At 65.7% G+C, this 15,977-nt stretch carries 11 protein-coding genes; 10 read left to right on the forward strand and 1 reads right to left on the reverse strand.

The window, feature by feature from the left end:
• The first annotated feature begins 2 nt into the window (after window positions 1-2).
• From IEY68_RS31350 to IEY68_RS31370, 5 genes are all read left to right on the forward strand, one after another.
• Entirely contained in the window at window positions 3-263 is a 261-nt protein-coding gene (locus tag IEY68_RS31350; protein ID WP_030525365.1) for a hypothetical protein, read from the forward strand.
• Window positions 260-853, forward strand: a complete 594-nt coding sequence (locus tag IEY68_RS31355) for a hypothetical protein (RefSeq protein ID WP_063916354.1) — start codon at window positions 260-262, stop codon at window positions 851-853. Before IEY68_RS31350 ends, IEY68_RS31355 begins: the two co-directional genes overlap by 4 nt.
• A complete protein-coding gene (locus IEY68_RS31360; RefSeq protein WP_062999173.1) occupies window positions 853-3,378 on the forward strand; it encodes an ATP-binding protein in 2,526 nt (841 codons plus the stop codon). Before IEY68_RS31355 ends, IEY68_RS31360 begins: the two co-directional genes overlap by 1 nt.
• Window positions 3,379-3,391: 13 nt before the next feature.
• The gene (locus tag IEY68_RS31365; protein WP_062999171.1) at window positions 3,392-4,219 is read left to right on the forward strand and encodes an NlpC/P60 family protein; all 828 of its coding nucleotides are present in this window, start codon (window positions 3,392-3,394) and stop codon (window positions 4,217-4,219) included.
• A gap of 356 nt (window positions 4,220-4,575) precedes the next feature.
• Entirely contained in the window at window positions 4,576-5,655 is a 1,080-nt protein-coding gene (locus tag IEY68_RS31370) for a C40 family peptidase (RefSeq protein ID WP_062999169.1), read from the forward strand.
• 63 nt (window positions 5,656-5,718) lie between these two features.
• Here the strand turns inward: IEY68_RS31370 and IEY68_RS31375 are convergent, their stop codons facing one another.
• Window positions 5,719-7,845 (reverse strand): hypothetical protein, encoded by a 2,127-nt coding sequence (locus IEY68_RS31375; protein WP_189094595.1) that lies wholly within the window; start codon window positions 7,843-7,845, stop codon window positions 5,719-5,721.
• Window positions 7,846-8,460: 615 nt separating this feature from the next.
• On the opposite strand from IEY68_RS31375, the gene IEY68_RS31380 reads away from it, so the two are divergent.
• Genes IEY68_RS31380 through IEY68_RS31400 form a run of 5 tightly spaced genes read left to right on the forward strand, consistent with a single transcriptional unit; the run spans window position 8,461 to window position 15,963 of the window.
• A complete protein-coding gene (locus tag IEY68_RS31380) occupies window positions 8,461-10,692 on the forward strand; it encodes a hypothetical protein (protein WP_062999166.1) in 2,232 nt (743 codons plus the stop codon).
• Between the two features lie 8 nt (window positions 10,693-10,700).
• Window positions 10,701-13,394 (forward strand): hypothetical protein, encoded by a 2,694-nt coding sequence (locus IEY68_RS31385; RefSeq protein ID WP_062999165.1) that lies wholly within the window; start codon window positions 10,701-10,703, stop codon window positions 13,392-13,394.
• Between the two features lie 33 nt (window positions 13,395-13,427).
• Entirely contained in the window at window positions 13,428-14,915 is a 1,488-nt protein-coding gene (locus tag IEY68_RS31390) for a PPE domain-containing protein (protein WP_062999164.1), read from the forward strand.
• Window positions 14,912-15,274 carry a YbaB/EbfC family nucleoid-associated protein gene (locus IEY68_RS31395; protein ID WP_062999163.1) on the forward strand — a complete coding sequence of 121 codons (363 nt, stop codon included), beginning with the start codon at window positions 14,912-14,914 and terminating at the stop codon, window positions 15,272-15,274. Before IEY68_RS31390 ends, IEY68_RS31395 begins: the two co-directional genes overlap by 4 nt.
• Window positions 15,271-15,963 (forward strand): hypothetical protein, encoded by a 693-nt coding sequence (locus tag IEY68_RS31400; protein ID WP_062999161.1) that lies wholly within the window; start codon window positions 15,271-15,273, stop codon window positions 15,961-15,963. Before IEY68_RS31395 ends, IEY68_RS31400 begins: the two co-directional genes overlap by 4 nt.
• Window positions 15,964-15,977: the final 14 nt, after the last annotated feature.

Consider the following 15,977-nt stretch of genomic DNA (forward strand, 5'->3'; position numbering starts at 1 on the left):
ACATGGGCAATATATCCAATATCCTGTACGGCATTCTCGTCTTCGTTCGCTGGGCGGGCCTGATTCTGATCACCATCGTTTCGATGGGCGTGATGATCTCCGAGGCCGCGAAATCGAAACTGTCTCCGGCGAAGATACTCGGTGTGGCGGGTTCGGCGATCCTGGCGGCAGTCTTGTTCTGGATGCTGCCGACGCTGGTCAATTACGCGCGCGGTGATGCCAACATGATCGTGCCGGACCACCCCGTGGGTGGTTATAGGTGACCCAGGTGATCAAGGTCTTCACGCCGGTCAAACGTGTCCCCACCATGATCGGCAAGGCCCAGAACGGCCAGAAACTGCCGTTCGGGCCCTACACCCTGCCGCAGGTGGCGGGTGTGGCCGTGGGATTGATCCTCACGGGCCTCGGCGCGATGACCCTGCCGGTCAATCCGGCGATCGCCTTTCTGGTCGGTGTGGCGCTGACCGTCGTGATCGGGTTCGGGCTGGGCCTGATCCCTTATACCGGGGTACGGCTGCTGTCCCGGGTCGTATGGTTCGGCCGATTGATCCTGTATCCGAAACCGGCGCTCGCCTCGGGTATGCCGGTCACTCCGGAATCGGCCCGGATCACCATGTTCGTCGAGGAAACAGTAGTGGCCATCCTGCCGCACGAGCCGGTGATCCCGGTTTCGGCGAAGGAACGTAGCAGGCGTGGGGCCGCCCGTGGTGGCCAACTCCTCGAAATGCTGAGCACGAATCGTTTCCTGCGGCCGGTGGAGGTGGTCGAACCCGCCGCGCCCGGTACGCCGTCGAATTGGCGGACGATGATCAACGGTAACGGGGGGCAGCCGAAGAGCGGAGAGGGACGCTGATGGGGTTCAACCGGGATCTACAGCCCACGGCCGCGATTCGCGGACATTTACAGTTCACTCATACCGGACTGGTCACCGCGACCTATTTCATCACTCCGCTCGGCTACGGACTGCGCAAGGCCAGCGATAAATTCGACGTCAAACTCGCACACCATTCCCTGGTCAACAATCTGCCCAACGGGTCGCTGCTGTTGGGGATCCAGGCTCGGCAGAACACGATCGATGTGCTGAGCAAAATGGTCGAGGGTGTGGATCTGGACGAATGCGCCGATTACGCCGACGAGGTATTCGCCTCCTACGAGCGGGTCCGCGCCATCGCCCCGCAGACCCGGATCTTCCTGCTCTCGATTCCCGTGGGTACCGCCAACACCGGCGGTATCTCCGCGCTCTCGCGAATGTGGCGGGGCAGCACCACCACGATCGATGCCACCGCGATCTCGCGTGCCGAATTGGACGCCTACGAGAGCGAGGCGAACGAGATCCTGTCCCGTATCGGCGGCGACTTCGATCCGGTACCCGTTCCGGCGGCCATGTTCCAATGGCTGTGGGAGCACTATCTGGCCCGGGGAGCTGTCGGCGATCCAGTGGCGCCGACCCGGGCCGGTGCCCTCGACGACGCGACCGCGGCGGTATTCAAATCCGCCGCATTGGACGAGGGCGCCCGTGCCGATTCGCAGCGTCGGCTGCGTCCCTCCTTCGTTCCGGTGATCAAGGTGGTCCAGCCCGACACCGGCTACCGGCCCTCCTACCAGGCGATGCTCACCCCGCGTTCGTTCCCGTATGCGGGGATGATGTTTCCCGGGGGCAGTGAATTCCTCAATGTGATCGACGGGCTCGGTGATGTCACTGTCGACTGGGGAATGCGGATCTCCACGAAACCCGCGGACCAGGTGCTCAAGGCCAACGAAGTGAACCTGCGGCGTCTCGGTGAGCAGATGGACCAGCGCGATCAGGAGATCTCCTTCGCGCAGAACACTTTGATGTCCAAAGCGCAGATGCTGGGCGAGTACAATCAGCACTTCGAGGTCAACGGCGGCGAATCGGAGATTTCCTTCACCACCGTCATCGCGGTGGGCAGCGCGTCGCGCGACGAGACCATGGATGCGGTCAATACCCTGCGACGCCGGTACAAGCGGTTCCAGGTGGAGATGACCGCGCCGGTCGGCGCGCAGGTCGACCTGTGGTCGCTGCTGGTGCCGGGTAGCCCGCCGCGGCGCGCGTTCGACGATTTCGCTCATATCCTGCCCTCCGATATGTGGGCCGGATTCGTTCCGTTCACCACCAGCCAGATCGGTGACGACAGCGGACCGGTCATCGGAATCAACCTGTTGTCCGGTCATTTCGAGCCGATCCACTTCGGGATCATGGAGGCGGCGCTGCACGATCTGTCGGCATCGTTCGCGGTGACCGGGGAGCTGGGGTCCGGTAAATCGTATTTCCTCAAGCTCATGGCAGTACTCGTCCACGATATGGGTGGGCAGTTCCTGGCCATCGACCGCAGTCAGGTCGGGGAGTGGGAGCATTTCGCTTCGGCCATCGACGACGCCGTGATCATCGATCTGGCCAATCCCACGGTGTCACTGGATCCGCTGCGCCTGTTCGATCCGCGCGTGGCCGGTGAACGGGCGCTGGACTCCGTGCTGCCGCTGCTGGATCTTTCACCTACCTCGGGTACCGGCGCGGTGATCAGCAATCTCCTCTCTCCGCGCGGGATCGCCGAACACGGGATCACCAGCCTGCTGGACCTGTTCCGGGTGGTCTGCCGGCTGCGCGACGAACCGGGATCGCTCGAGGAGTACTCGGATCTCTCGGCCCGGCTGGGCACCATCGTGGAGCGGGTGCCTGTCCTGTTCGATCCGAACCTCGCACCGATCCGGCTGGACGCCGCGGCCACGGTGGTCCGCAGTCACCGGCTGGCGCTGCCCACGGCCGAAGAACTCACCACCCCGCACCTGTACAACCGGCTGCCGCTGACCAAACGGCTCGGCACCGCCCTGTACGAACTGGTCGGGGTGACCGCGCGGGAAGCGTTCCTCTCCGATAACGGCCGATTCGGTCTGCTGGTCGGCGACGAGGCGCACCACTTCACCCAGACCCAGGTGGGATCGGCGGTGACCTCGGATTTCAGCCGAGACGGACGTAAACACCTCGCGGCGATCGGACTGGCCTCCCACGATCCGGCCACCGACTTCCAAGGCGCCGCGCACAACTTGATCCCGAACCGTTTCGTATTCCGCCAGCGCGACGAGACGTTGGCCCGCAACAGTTTGGAGTGGCTGGGCGTCGATCTGGAGGAGGCGCCGTTCCTGCTGCAGGCCCTGCGTGAGGAGACCTCACCGCCGGTGGGCGCGGGACGGCAGATTCCCGAGGAACGCCGTGGCGAAATGTTCATGCGAGACGCGCTGAACCGGATCGGGCGCGGCAAGGTGCTCGGTCCGGCCCGGATGGACCGAGCCGAAGCTATCACCAGCACCCCGACCGTCGCCACGAAGACCGAGCGGCGAGAACCGGAGGCGGTGCGGTGACCGGGACGTGACGATGGCAGGCGGATCGAGTTCGGGCGGCTCGAACGGCACACTGCGGCTGATCGTGGTCGTGGCCGTCCTGTTGATCTGCTGTTGCTGTGGTGGCGGCATCACGGCGTTCGTCCCCATGGGCGAGATGATGTCGGTCGGTAAGAGACACTACAATCTGCAGTGCGATACCGCGCTCGGGCCGGAGCCCGGCGCGTCGACCACGACGGCGCCCCCGACCACGACCACCGCGTCGAGTCCGGAATCGGCTGCGCGGCAGCAGCGGCCGGAAACCAATCCCTACGCGGCGCTGGACTTCGATGCCGATGATCCGAATGTCACCGACCGCGACCTGGCATGCCAATCGGCGATGAAAACGGCGCCTCTACAGGACGAGCCGTGGCAGGAGATCAATACCGGTCCGGCGGTCGCGTGTGCGGCCGATCTGGCACTGCGATATCCGGAATCCGGTGGTACCGCGACACTGGCCGACTATGCGCGTGATGTGATCTACAGCGCTTCGATCGTCGGGTCGACCGGGCAGTGCGCCCCGACCCGTGCGCCGGCGGCGGTCGCAATGGAGAACTGCGGAGACCCCACCAGGGTTGTTGCCTCCGTGGTGCTGCCGGCAACGGTCGGCGACCAGGGATATTGCGGGCAGCTGGTCGCCCCCGAGGCAGCGTCTCCCGGTGACTTGGTGTTCTGGGAGTACCGTGACCGTGCCGCCACCCGGGTCGGTATCGCGCTCGGACCCAGCGAACTGGTAACGGTGGACAGCGGAAAGTTCGTGCGCCTCACCATTCCCCAGGATGCCGAGATCCAGATCAAACGGGTTCTGGGGGGGAGCGTGTGACCAGCGCGGAATTCGGCCCCTACCTGATAGAGGCCGAAGTCGTGGGAGAAGAGCGGGACGGCGGTTCGGCCCAGCCCGGCGGGCCGTGGCAACCCGGCGACCGTCGATCCCCCAGCGGCGGCAAGAACGGTTCGGTGCCGGGAGCACCGGCTACACCGCCCGGTTCGGGGACGCCGGCCCCGAACACGCCCCCCGCGACGAGTTCCGCACCCCCACCCGCACCGGCCCCCGCCCCAGCGCCCGGTGCGGGGGTATCCGCCGCTCCGCCGGTGCCTGCTGTTGCGCAGGCTCCGGCAGCCGCGACCGCGACCCCTCCGGCTCCGGTCCAGGCGGCTGCGCCCGCTGCTGCTCCTCCCGTGCGGGAAGAGAACCGGCCGGAACCTGAACCGCTGGTCGACCCGGAGACCGTGGCGCAGATGGCGCCCATGGCGATGATGGCCGGCGCCGCCCTGCTCCCGATGATCGGTTCGGCGCTCTCGGGTCTACTCGGCGGTGGTTCCGGTGGGGGTGCTGCCCCCGCCGCGGCGGGCGGCGGCACGGCGATGGACCCGGAGTCCCAACAGGCCATGAAGGCGCTGAAATCTCTGGAGTCGGTATACGGCGAGGGGGAGCCGACCGACCCTGGAACGAAGAAACTGCGGGAGAAAGTCTCTGATACGGAGGCGGGCAGTGGAGACGGTCCGGCGATGGTCAAGGCGAAGCGGTTGTTCCAGGCCAATCGCGCCGGCGCCTTCAACAATCTGGACAAGCAGTTCGTGAACTACCTCTCGACCCTGGGGGCCTCGAACAAAGTCGACCAGAACGCTATCCGACGGCTGTTGAAAATGACGAACGAAGCCTTGGCCGAGCTGGGTCCGATGGCCTACACCAAAGAAGGGCAGCAGAAGGTCCGTCAGATCCTGACCGCGGCTCTGCAGACCGCGCACAAGATCGTATCCGGGGGTACGGCGAACAACGGCGATTCGGCGTCGGCGATAGATCAGCTCACCAACCAGTACCTGTACAACATCATCGGTAAACCGCTTCCCGGCGGTGTGAAGTTCGCGGCGGCGGCCGCGGCGCCTGTTCAAGGCGGTTCGGAGCGTGCGCAATTCGCGGTCAAGACCGCACTCGCCCAGATCGGCGACCCCTATGTGTGGGGTGCTGTGGGCCCGAACAGCTTCGACTGCTCGGGACTTACGCAATACGCCGCCAGGCAGGCAGGTGTGAACATCCCGCGTATAGCCAACGATCAATACCGGCAACTGCCCGCGGTGAATCCCGGTGATATCCAGCCCGGCGACCTCATCTTCCCGGCCACCAGTTACAAGAACGGTCAGATGGGTCACGTGATGATGTACATCGGCAACGGGCAGGTGGTCCATGCGCCGAGAAGCGGCGAGAGCGTGAAGATCACGAATCTCCCGCGGAGCTACGAGGCCCGCCGCTACGCCTGAATCATAGGTACGGGGCTCGGTGGGAACAGTATCCACCGGGCCCCGCGCCCCTGCTCGGAATGATTACGAATCCCAGGGGTCCAGCCCCGCGCCCGGATCGAGGTGGTCCAGATTCGCCACGCGGGTACTCCAGCGGGTCAGCTCACGCCGCGCGGATTCGGTGGGGGTGTTGTAGTAGTTGATCGACGCGGCCCGGAACTGTTCCGCCACATCACTGGCGATGGCCCAGCGCGTATCGCGACCCACCGCGTTCCATTCGTTTGCGCTGATCGAGCTGCGCAGGCCGATATCGGAATCCCAGTGCTGCCTCACCCTGCTCACGAATCCCTGGTCGATCACCGCGCCGGGGGGCGGAGCGCTCGTATGCCGTGCGAAGTTCTCGGCGGCTACCACTGCCTGTGCCGCGAACGCTCGTTTGGTCGGGTCGGAATCCGTGGGCCGCAGGTGGTTCTCGACCGCACGGGAAGCGGCGATGGCCTTCTGCAGCGGTGCCCAGCCGTACGGATTGGTCGACATACTCGCCTTCATGGCGGCCTGCGCCCGGAGCACCTGGTGCACCTGCTCGTCCGGCGTCCGGCCGGCCCGCAGCACGGCGGCCAGGTAGCTGTCCGGTACCCGGCTGTCGCCGAGGCCGTCGAGCGCATTGGCGATACCGAGCGGTGCGGTCATACCACCGTAGGGATCGGACCGGGCTTTGGCCTTGAGCAGCCAGTTCGCTCGACCCAGCGCGCCCCACTGGTACTGCTCGACGCGGTGGTCCGCAGTAGCGATGTTGGCCAGATCGGATCGTTTCTTGCCGCGCGCCAGTGGGTTGAGCGGGCCCGGTGTCGCGGCCATCAGCCACCCGGTGATCGGGGAGCTGTTCACGGTGTTCAGGGCGGCGATCGCGGCGAGACCGCTCAGTGATCCGCCGCCGCCACCCCCACCACCACCGCCGCCAATAACACCGCCCATACCGATGGCGGTACCGCCGCCGCCGCCTCCTGAGCCGGACTGGTTGCCCTGGATGGCCAAGGAGAACCGGTTGGCGACCCAGTCGTTGCCGCGGGACAGGCTTCGGTTGAGCCGCCGGACCTGGGAGATCGCCACTATCTCCACAACGCAGGCGATGACGATGACCGACATCACCTCGCCCTGCGCCTGATCGAAGAGATTGCTCATGAACAGGATGTAGACACCGAGGAAGATGGTGAACACGGTCATGCGGGCGGCGGCGATCAAGCCGTCGACGATATTGCGCACCAGGAAGGTCTGCGTCGGGCCGTAGACGAAACCGCCGGCCGCGAAGCCGAATATCGACATGAAGCCGTGATAGATCGTGTTCATGGCCGCTTTCATGACCTTCAACGAGAGATAGATCGCGAAGAGCAGCAGCAAAGTCGCGCAGATCAGCAGCATGAGGCCGGTGCCGACCTGTCCCATCGACGGGTTGTCGGCTCGGGAATACGCGGAGTCGTTACCGCACCGTTCTATCCCCTTCAGGACATTGGTGTCCTTACCCGACAGCACGCCCGAGGTCCAGGCCGCCTCACAGGCGGCGTAGTTGTCCACGACCTGACCGAAGTTCCACACCTGCACGGGTTTCCGGGCGAAATTATCCGCCAGATCCTCCTGCATCGTGGTCACCAGCAGCACCGGGTTGGGACTGCTGTCACCGGTGAGCCCGGCGGCGACCGAGATGCCCACGTCCCGGCCCTGGGTGAGCAGACCATCGGAGGACAGGACATCGGCAAGGGGTTCCGCCAGGAACACGGGGCCGATGATCGCCACACCCAGCATGGTGATCACCTGCATGGTGGCCTTGCCGGGAAAGCCACGGACGATGAACCAGGCGACGAAGAAGGTGCCGATGGTTGCGGCGGTGATCAGCATGATCGGGGTGGCGATCTGATGGGACAGCGCGGCGGCGACACCGTTCAGCGCGTCGGCGAACATATCGAGCCATTTGAAACCGAAGGTGAAGCCGATGATCCAGATGGCTGTGGTCACGATGGCCATATAGCCGACGAATTCCAGGCCGAGCAGCGTCCAGAGCACGGTGGTGCCGGGGTCCAGGATATTGCCGCGATTCGCGGCGAAGGTGTAGCTGGACAGCGGTACGCCGTTGGAATCGGTGACGTTCATCCATCCGAGTCCGTCGATCTGGGAGACGCCACTGCTGACCTGAGCAGATGCGACGACGCCGACCATTCCCGGGAATACGATGAAAACAAAGAGGATAGCCAGGACCCATAGCGTCCGCCGATGCCACGGACGTTCGGCGAGCCATTCGCGAGCACGTCGAACCAGTGTGTCGGGGTACCAGCGCAGCGGGTCCCAGTCGGTGCTTTCGCCGCGGCGACATCGGAGATCGTCGGCGCGAGCGAACCGGGGGGGCCGGACCGGCGCCGTCATACCGCGCTCACCACCGGACGCGAGCGATGCCGGCCCAAGGCCGGGAGTTGTCCGGGAACACGGCGAAAGGATCGCTCGCAAATTTGCCGACGGCCGTTCGCTGCCGGCCGGGTCGAACGCAGGTTCATCCGGTTGTTCCTCCTGCGCCTGATCCGGGCCTCGATGGAAAGAAGGCATGTTCGTGCACGTCAGTTTACGAGTCGCTGACTCGATGATGACCTGTCATACCAGGTCATCGTTTCCCCCCGCTGGGAATCCCGGACAATGAGTCCTGTCAGGAAGGAGAGGCGCGCATGGTCGGCTGCCGGTATCCGCGATTTCGGTTCGGCCGGTCCGGAATGCTCTGCTGCAGCGCCGATGACGACCGGATGACGCCGACAGCGAGCGTCACCACCATCGGCAGGTGAGGCCATGGCCTTCTTGGACGGGGTAGGGAACTTCTTCAGCGAGCACGGCGCCGATATCGCGGTAGGCGCCGTGAGCGTAGCCGGGTTCGCCGTCGGCGGGCCACTCGGAGCAGCAGTGGCCGGAGGTATCGCCGGCGGAGTCGCGGCCAGTTTGAAAAACGAGAACATTCTGATGGGAGCCGGTCTCGGTGTCGCGGGTGGGCTGGTCGGCGGCCTGGGCGGCGTCGCGTTCAGGGGCTCGGCCAAGGGTATCGTCGGCGGGCTGCTCCGCCAGCGACACTCTCTGGATATAGCCAGGGGAATGGGCGGCAGTGTGGACCGTATCGCGTTCGAGCGGTCGGGGCTGTTCATGAAGAGAATTCCCGAAATGCTCGGTGGCGCGCACTTGTCACCGTGGAAGACCTATGTCGGTCTATTGAATACGGCCTTCACCCCGTATTACTCGAACATGATCGCGGGGCTTCCGGATGAGATCATGGACAAATGGCATCAGTACACCGGCTATCCCGAGATTCCGCTGATCGATATCAGCGAGGAGGAACTTTCCCCTATCCCGGATGGGATGCCTCATATTATGATGCCCGACCCGGCGCGATTGCCGAAGGAACTCGAACTGAACCCACCGGTGGAGGCGAACTATCGCACCCTGCCCACCGCCTATGCGGGCTACTGGAAAAGCTTCGGGGATAAGCCGGGAAAACTCGACCCGCCGAAAGAACTGAATGTCGGAGACATCTCGGGCGAGGATAAGGCCCGGATCGCGAATTATCCCCAAAAGGTCGAGAAAATGCGCGCCCGACTTGCGGACCTGCGATCCAAGGCGTCGAAAGTCGAGGAGGTGAACGACCAAACCAGTCAGCTCTGTGATGCCGGACGCATCGATTTCACGGCGGTGGTGAAAGCGCTGGAAGGGTTCGCCCGATTGGACGCGCGCGATATGAAACGTATCGGCACACTCTATTCCGAGTACTCACAGAAGATGAGCCAGTACAGCGGCCTACCGGTGTTCCAGATGAATCCGGCCAGCTTGAGCACCGGAGTGCCGAGCGAGGATGTTTACGCGATGGTGCTCGTCGATGCGGGCTACGGTAACGCCGGGTCGATACTGTCCTTTTACGCCGATGCATTCGAGTCGCTGGGCGCGAAGACCGAGGCCGACAAGCCGGCCACGGAGCAGAGCGCACAGCAACCCGGGACCACGCAGAACACGCCCGCGGCCAACAGCGCCGACCCCTTCTACAACCCCGCGGCCTCCGGAGCACAGACGACGCCGGCCGTCCGGACCAGCCCTTCGACGGTCGCCGCGCCCACACCGTGGAATCTCACCGGTGGTGCCGGCTCCGGGGCCGATGCGGACCGCAACTCGTTCGCCGATGATTCGACGCTCGGGAACACGGGCGCCGCCGGACTCGACGCAGCAGCTGGCGCGTCCGGTATCTCCCCGGTCGCCGCCGCGGCACCCATGACATCCGCCGCGAGCGACGGAATGGGGTCCGCACTCCAATCGATGCTGCTCCCGCAGATGATGCAGGCCATGATGGGCCGGAACCGCCAGGCGCCCCAGGGCGATCCAGGGAAGGCGCGCCGGGACGATCGGGGACGGGCCGAGGACGAGGCCGCCCTCGCGGCGGCGCCGCGGCCCGCACCGGCGGCGAATGTTCCCGCCGCGCAGGCGCCGGGACAGCCGGTGGCCGCGCCGAGCGGCGACGCCAAAACCGTTTCGACTCGGCCCGATGCCGGGCCGCCACCAGGAAAGCCGCTTCCCGCGACCGCACCGGCAGACAAAGGCAATGTGGTCTACACCTTCCCCGACGGGCGGACGCAGGAGGTCTCCGCCGTGGTGGCGCGCGCATTGGACACGGCGTTCGGTAACGCCGCCGGCACCGATGCTCGCGCGGCGTACACGGGGACCGCGGCGGAGTGGACCGATCCGAAGCGAATCGGTCGCCGGGTCGATCCGAACGAGTTGATGACCGGCGATATCGGCGTCTGGGAGGAGCGGACCGCCCTGCTGATCGCGTTCGACGACGAAGACACGCTCGAAGCGGTGGTCGACGGTGCGTTGGTGACCGTTGCCGAGTTGACGCAGATGCGCGATGGCGCGGGCGAATTCGGTGGGTTCGTCGGTATCTTCCATCCGCCCGGTATCGAGAAGGTGGCAGACGAGTCTGCCGCGACTGCCGTTCCCGCCGCGCCGGTCGACCCGACCGGCCCCGGTCTCGTGGTATCTGCGTAGGAGGCTCAGTGGTCGAGTTCCGGGATGTGATGGGGTTCGCCGCCGACGTCGGCGTGAGTATGGCTGCTGAGCACTTCATGAAGGGCGGCAGCGGTGGCGTCTGGAGGGGCATCGGGGTCGGTGCGGCCGCGGGTGGTCTTGGTGGGGCCGCGGGCGCGTGGGTCACCGACGGCTTCAGCATCGATGGGCTCGGGAAAGGCGCGATCAGCGGCGCGCTGGGCGGCGCTGCCGGCGCGGGCCTCGGTCGATGGTGGTCGAGCAGTATGACCAAAGGGAAGACCGCGGCCGATGAAGCCCTGGCAGAGGCGGATGCGGTCAAGAAGTCCACCGACGCCGACGGGCGGCTGATCGACGATGCGGAAGCAGGTCTCGAGGTCGCCGAAACCAAGCTGGACGAAGCCCAGCAGGCCCTCCAGCGTGTGAATGCCGAGGTCGCTACTCAACAAGCCCGGGTCGACGATCTCAGCAGGCAGTTGCAGGCCGATCCCAACAACGGCTTCCTGCAACAGGAGCTGTCCCATGCGCGCGGGCGGCTCGACGATGCGGAGACACGAGCCCGGGCAGCTCAGGACAACGTCGATGTGGCGGAACGAGAAGCCGACGTGGCGATCGAAAAGTACAACGACGCGGATGCCGACTGGGTAGGCGTGGAAGACGCGGCGCGCAACGCGGACGAAGGCTTCAAGAAGGCCGAAGATGCCGCCAAGGCCGCAGGTAAGAAGCTCGAAAACTTCAACAAGTATTACCGGGGTACGCTCGTGGGTCTCGGCTCGGCGGGCTTCATGCTCCTCGGCGTGCACGGCTTGCCCTTCTCATCCGATGGGTCCGGAGGTGACGGGGCGCAGAAGTCCGCCTTGATGTGGGACGGCTACAAACCTGCCGCGGCGGCCGGTGTGATGGGCCAGCCGCCGTTCGAACAAGGGTCGTCCCCCGTGAAAGGGCAGGGTTTTCTGCTACGACCGGTGGATCTCGTCAATCCCAGCATTGTCGAATGGTACGGTGGCGCTTCCAATTCCCTCGCTTATTCGCTGGTGGATACCTATCAGATGTTCGGAGATCTGAAGAAGACGGAAGATCTCGCGATCACCAACATTCCGAAGATGCCCGCATCGGTGAAGGGGGTCGACGGCAGCGCCGGAGGCGCGTCGTACACGGATGCGGCGAAATCTCTCGACAAGTCGGCGACAATGTTGAACGAAACGCAGGCGAATGTGGCGAGTGCGCTCAAGATCGTGAAGGAAGTCAGCAAGGCCGGCAAGGAGAATGTCGGGAGTCTGGTCGTCGGCGTCAACCGGTACATCGTGGAACGCCTGCAGAACAACTCGGATATCGAGTTCATCACTGTGGTGGGCCAGGCATTCGCCGAACTTGTCAACGAACTCGAGACCGCGGCGGCGAAGAACAACAATGCGGCCGCGGGTATCAATCAACCCACCGCAGCCGACCAGGCCGCTGCGCAGAACCTGGCCAACTCCGTCAACGGCTATGCCGGTCAGCTGAACAACCCGGGCCTCAACCCCGACAGCTCGCAGATCGGGGCGAACAACCCCTGGGACCCCGGTAATCTCGGCACCGGCGCCGGTTCGACCCCGAGTACCGCGGATCTGAAGGATTCCGCCGACAGGCTCCGGGATCAAGCCAACGATATGGTGGGGTCCGCGAATACCCCCTCGGATATCAACCCGGCCTCCTACAACCCGGCCTCCTACAATCCGGGCGCCTATAGCCCGGGCGCCTCCCCGCTCGGGTCCACCGACCCGATGGGCGGGATGAGCGGTCTGATGAGCTCGATGTTGCCGATGATGATGCAGCAGGCGGCCATGCGCGATATGGCCGACACCGATATGTCCGGCCGGATGGATGATATCGATCCGTCACGTTTCGACCAGGCCGCCGTACCGACCTTGCCGCAGGCGCAGCAGCCCGTAGGAACCACGCCGTGGTCGAATCAAGCCGCCGCGAACAATGCCGCCGCGACCCCGGCCCAGCCCGCACACCAACCGACCAATACCCCCAACGGTGCCACCTCCACCCAGCCCGGCACCGCGGTACCGAAGCGGGTACCCGGGGACGACGGTCTGGTGCCGTACGCGTTCCCGGACGGCCGGACCCAGCGGGTTCCGGTCGCCGTGGCGCAGGCACTCGACAAGGCCTTCGCCAACAAGAACGGCACCGATGCCCAGGCCGCATACCAGGGCACAGCGGGAGCGTGGGCGGATTCGAAGGATATCGGCCCCGGGGTCGACCCGTTCCAGCTGGCCACCGGCGATGTCGGCACCTGGATCATCCGGCAGCCGAAGGCCGACCAGCAGAAGCCGGAGCCGGTGCCGGCGCGAGCCGACAGCGCGCCGGAGATCCAGCCCGCCGCTATGGTCACCGTGGGTGGTGCTACCGGCGAGAACGAGGAGCCTCCGAAGGACAAGCCGGATACGGGCTCGAGCGATGAGTCGAATTTCCGGACCGCCCTGCTGGTCGCGTTCGGAGAAGGGGAGAGTGGCACCTTGGAAGTAGTGGTGAACGGGGAGCTTCGGCAGTACGAGACGGAAATGTCCGATACTGAAGGTGACTTCGGCGAGTTCGCGGGCTTCAAACATCCGAAGGGTGTGGAGTCCGGGGGCGACAAGGGTCAGGACTCCGAGGCGATGGCGACGTCCGGAGACCAGACCACAGCGGATGTGCCGGCGCTCGCGATGCCGGTCTAGCGGTGACAGGGGCTTGGTGAGAGGAGATGAGGCATGCCACTGAATGTCGATCTCGGTGAACTGGTGTCCGTCGCGGGCCGGTCGGCGGACCTCGCACGGGTCACGGGAGCGGCGATGCCGCGCGAATGGGTGCTGCCCGCCGGGGCGGATCCCATCTCGGCGCAGGCGGTTCCCCAGCTCAACGCGCAGGCCGCGTCACTGTTCAACGCGACCATCGGAGTGCTGAACAAGATCCAGCGCGACGCCCACCACATCGGTGCGGCGGCGATGGAATACTCCGGGGCGGACGACGAGGGTGCCCGCCGTGTCAACGCCTCGGGTGGTGAACTGGTCGGCAACCCGGTCCCGGCCGTGGAACCTGTGGGATTCCGGCGGGTGCCGGAAGGGCTGAGCAATATGCCTGTCGTCACCGGTGATCCGCTCACCTTCGCCAAGCAGCTGCACAACGGTCCGGGGCCGGAGCCGGCGTACCGGTTCGCCGATTCGGTACGCCTGTTCAACACCAGCTCGCGTACCCAGGCGTCCGCCGATATGGATAGCGCGGGCTCGATTCTGCAGAATTGGACGCCGGTGGGTACGCAGGTCTCCCAGCGATTCGCGACCTACCGCGGCTGGATGGACCATTTGGGGGACGCGATGGAGAAGCTGGCGCAGGGGGCCGAGGACTACGGCAGCGCCTTCTCCCGGGCGAAGGCGAAACACCCTACGCCGGAGGAGATCCTGGCGGCCCGGAAGCGGATGCTGGCCGCCGCTCGTGCGAAGAACGAAGCCGCGCTCGCCGCCGCGACCGCGGAATACAACGAATTGAACGTTCGTTCGGGCGAAGCCGCCGGTTCCTATGCCACGGAGACCGGTACCAGTATCGCGAATTCGTCCCAGGGCACCGGTGCGGCGGCGGAGAGCGGTTCCGGCGGATCCAATGATGCGCTCATGCAGATGCTGCCGCAGCTGATGAGCATGATGCAGCTCGGCAGCGACGGTCTGGGGCAGAACGACGATATCTCCGAGGACGACTGGTACGACGATTCCTACGACGATTACGGACTCGGGGAGTACGGGATACCGTCGCTCGGCGGCCCCTCCGGTGGTTCACCCTCGCTCTCGCCCTCGCTGCCCGGCAGCACGATTCCCAGCGCGGCCGATGTGCAGGTGCTCTCGGCGACGACCGCGGTGCCGTTGACGGCCGCCACCGGCAGCAATGTCGGCTCTCCGACCCAATTGCCGCTGGGCGGCGGCGCCGGAGGCGCGGGCGGTACCGCGTTCGGTCGCGGCGGCGCCGCCGGTGCGCCCATGATGCCCATGGCGCCCATGGGCGGGGGTATGGGTGGTGCCGGCGGCGGTGGTGGCAACGGAGAACGCAACCGTGTGGTCGCCTGGCATCCCGACCGGCTGATGTATGTCGACGACACCCCCCACACCGAACCCGTTATCGGGGAACGGCCCACTATTGCGCCGACGGTCACCCAGCCGACCCCGACGCCGGCCAACCAGGCCCCGACCCGCTCCGGAGGTAACGCATGAGCATCCACCCAGATGTGCAGGCCGCGCTGGACTCTGCCCGCGAACTACGGCATCGCATCGCCGATATGCGCGAGCGTATCGACGATGTGCGCGCCCGGCGGCCCTCGCCCGGCGGCACCGTCATCCCGGAGGTCGACGCGATGGGACGGCTCACCAGCCTGTACCTGTCACCCGGCACCGTGGACAGGTTCACCAGCGCGGAACTGGCGACCGAGATCATGGCCGCCATCCGGGAGAGCACCCAGGACGCGGCCCGGCAGTACCAGGCCATCATGGAAACCGTGATCACCGAGCACGCCGAGCCCGACGGCGCGGCGGACGGTCGTGAACCCGCCGGTGTCCCCGAGGCGGTGCGATGACCGGTCCCGACGTCGCGGGCGTGGACGCGGCGGACGATTCGGTATCGGCGGCCGACGCCATCGGGTGGCTGCACGAGGAAGGACTCACGCGGCTCGCCGCGCTGGGTTCCGGCTCGCCGAACCCGGCCGTCGCGTTCGTTGTCGACGTCGCCACGGGGATCGTCACCAAATACCCGGCCGCCAACGGCGGTATCGGCGCGGATTCGAGTACCGTCGCAGCCGATGATCTTCCCGCCCCGTTGGACGGCCCCAACCGGCTGGTGATCGTCGGCATCACCAACAGCGACCAGATACTGGTGGTCGATCTGGCCGGATCGCTGGTCATCGGGATCAACGGCAGCCGGCCCGAATTGGCCGCACGATCCTGGGTGATGCAGTTGCTGCTGAACCCGGATATCACCGTGACCACCAACAGCGCCGATGTGGCGATCGGCAGCAGCCCACGGTGCCGGAAGAGCTTCATACCCGGTGGTGCCGGTTCGATCGTCAGTGTCGACGACGGGAATCCGCCGGTGACCACCGTATCGATGAACTCCGATGCGGAAGGCTCCGACTACCTGGACCTGATCGACGACGGTAGCGGTGAGATGTACCTGGGAGCGCGGGTGTGGCCGCTACGGCTGGTGCTGACCATCGACGACGCCCCGTGGTCGGCGCTGTCGGAAACTTTGGACCGGGCAGCCGGTTAGATCCGCAGGAGAAG

Origin of the sequence: Nocardia jinanensis (assembly GCF_014645735.1) — a bacterium.
Lineage (GTDB): Bacteria > Actinomycetota > Actinomycetes > Mycobacteriales > Mycobacteriaceae > Nocardia > Nocardia jinanensis.

Excerpts from the sequence above, each read along its gene's own strand:
- IEY68_RS31350 (WP_030525365.1), top strand. The coding sequence starts at position 3 with ATGGGCAATATATCCAATATCCTGTACGGCATTCTCGTCTTCGTTCGC.
- IEY68_RS31360 (WP_062999173.1), top strand. The coding sequence starts at position 853 with ATGGGGTTCAACCGGGATCTACAGCCCACGGCCGCGATTCGCGGACAT.
- IEY68_RS31365 (WP_062999171.1), top strand. The coding sequence starts at position 3,392 with ATGGCAGGCGGATCGAGTTCGGGCGGCTCGAACGGCACACTGCGGCTG.
- IEY68_RS31375 (WP_189094595.1), bottom strand. The coding sequence starts at position 7,845 with ATGGTCGGCGTCGTCGCATCTGCTCAGGTCAGCAGTGGCGTCTCCCAG.
- IEY68_RS31380 (WP_062999166.1), top strand. The coding sequence starts at position 8,461 with ATGGCCTTCTTGGACGGGGTAGGGAACTTCTTCAGCGAGCACGGCGCC.
- IEY68_RS31390 (WP_062999164.1), top strand. The coding sequence starts at position 13,428 with ATGCCACTGAATGTCGATCTCGGTGAACTGGTGTCCGTCGCGGGCCGG.
- IEY68_RS31395 (WP_062999163.1), top strand. The coding sequence starts at position 14,912 with ATGAGCATCCACCCAGATGTGCAGGCCGCGCTGGACTCTGCCCGCGAA.
- IEY68_RS31400 (WP_062999161.1), top strand. The coding sequence starts at position 15,271 with ATGACCGGTCCCGACGTCGCGGGCGTGGACGCGGCGGACGATTCGGTA.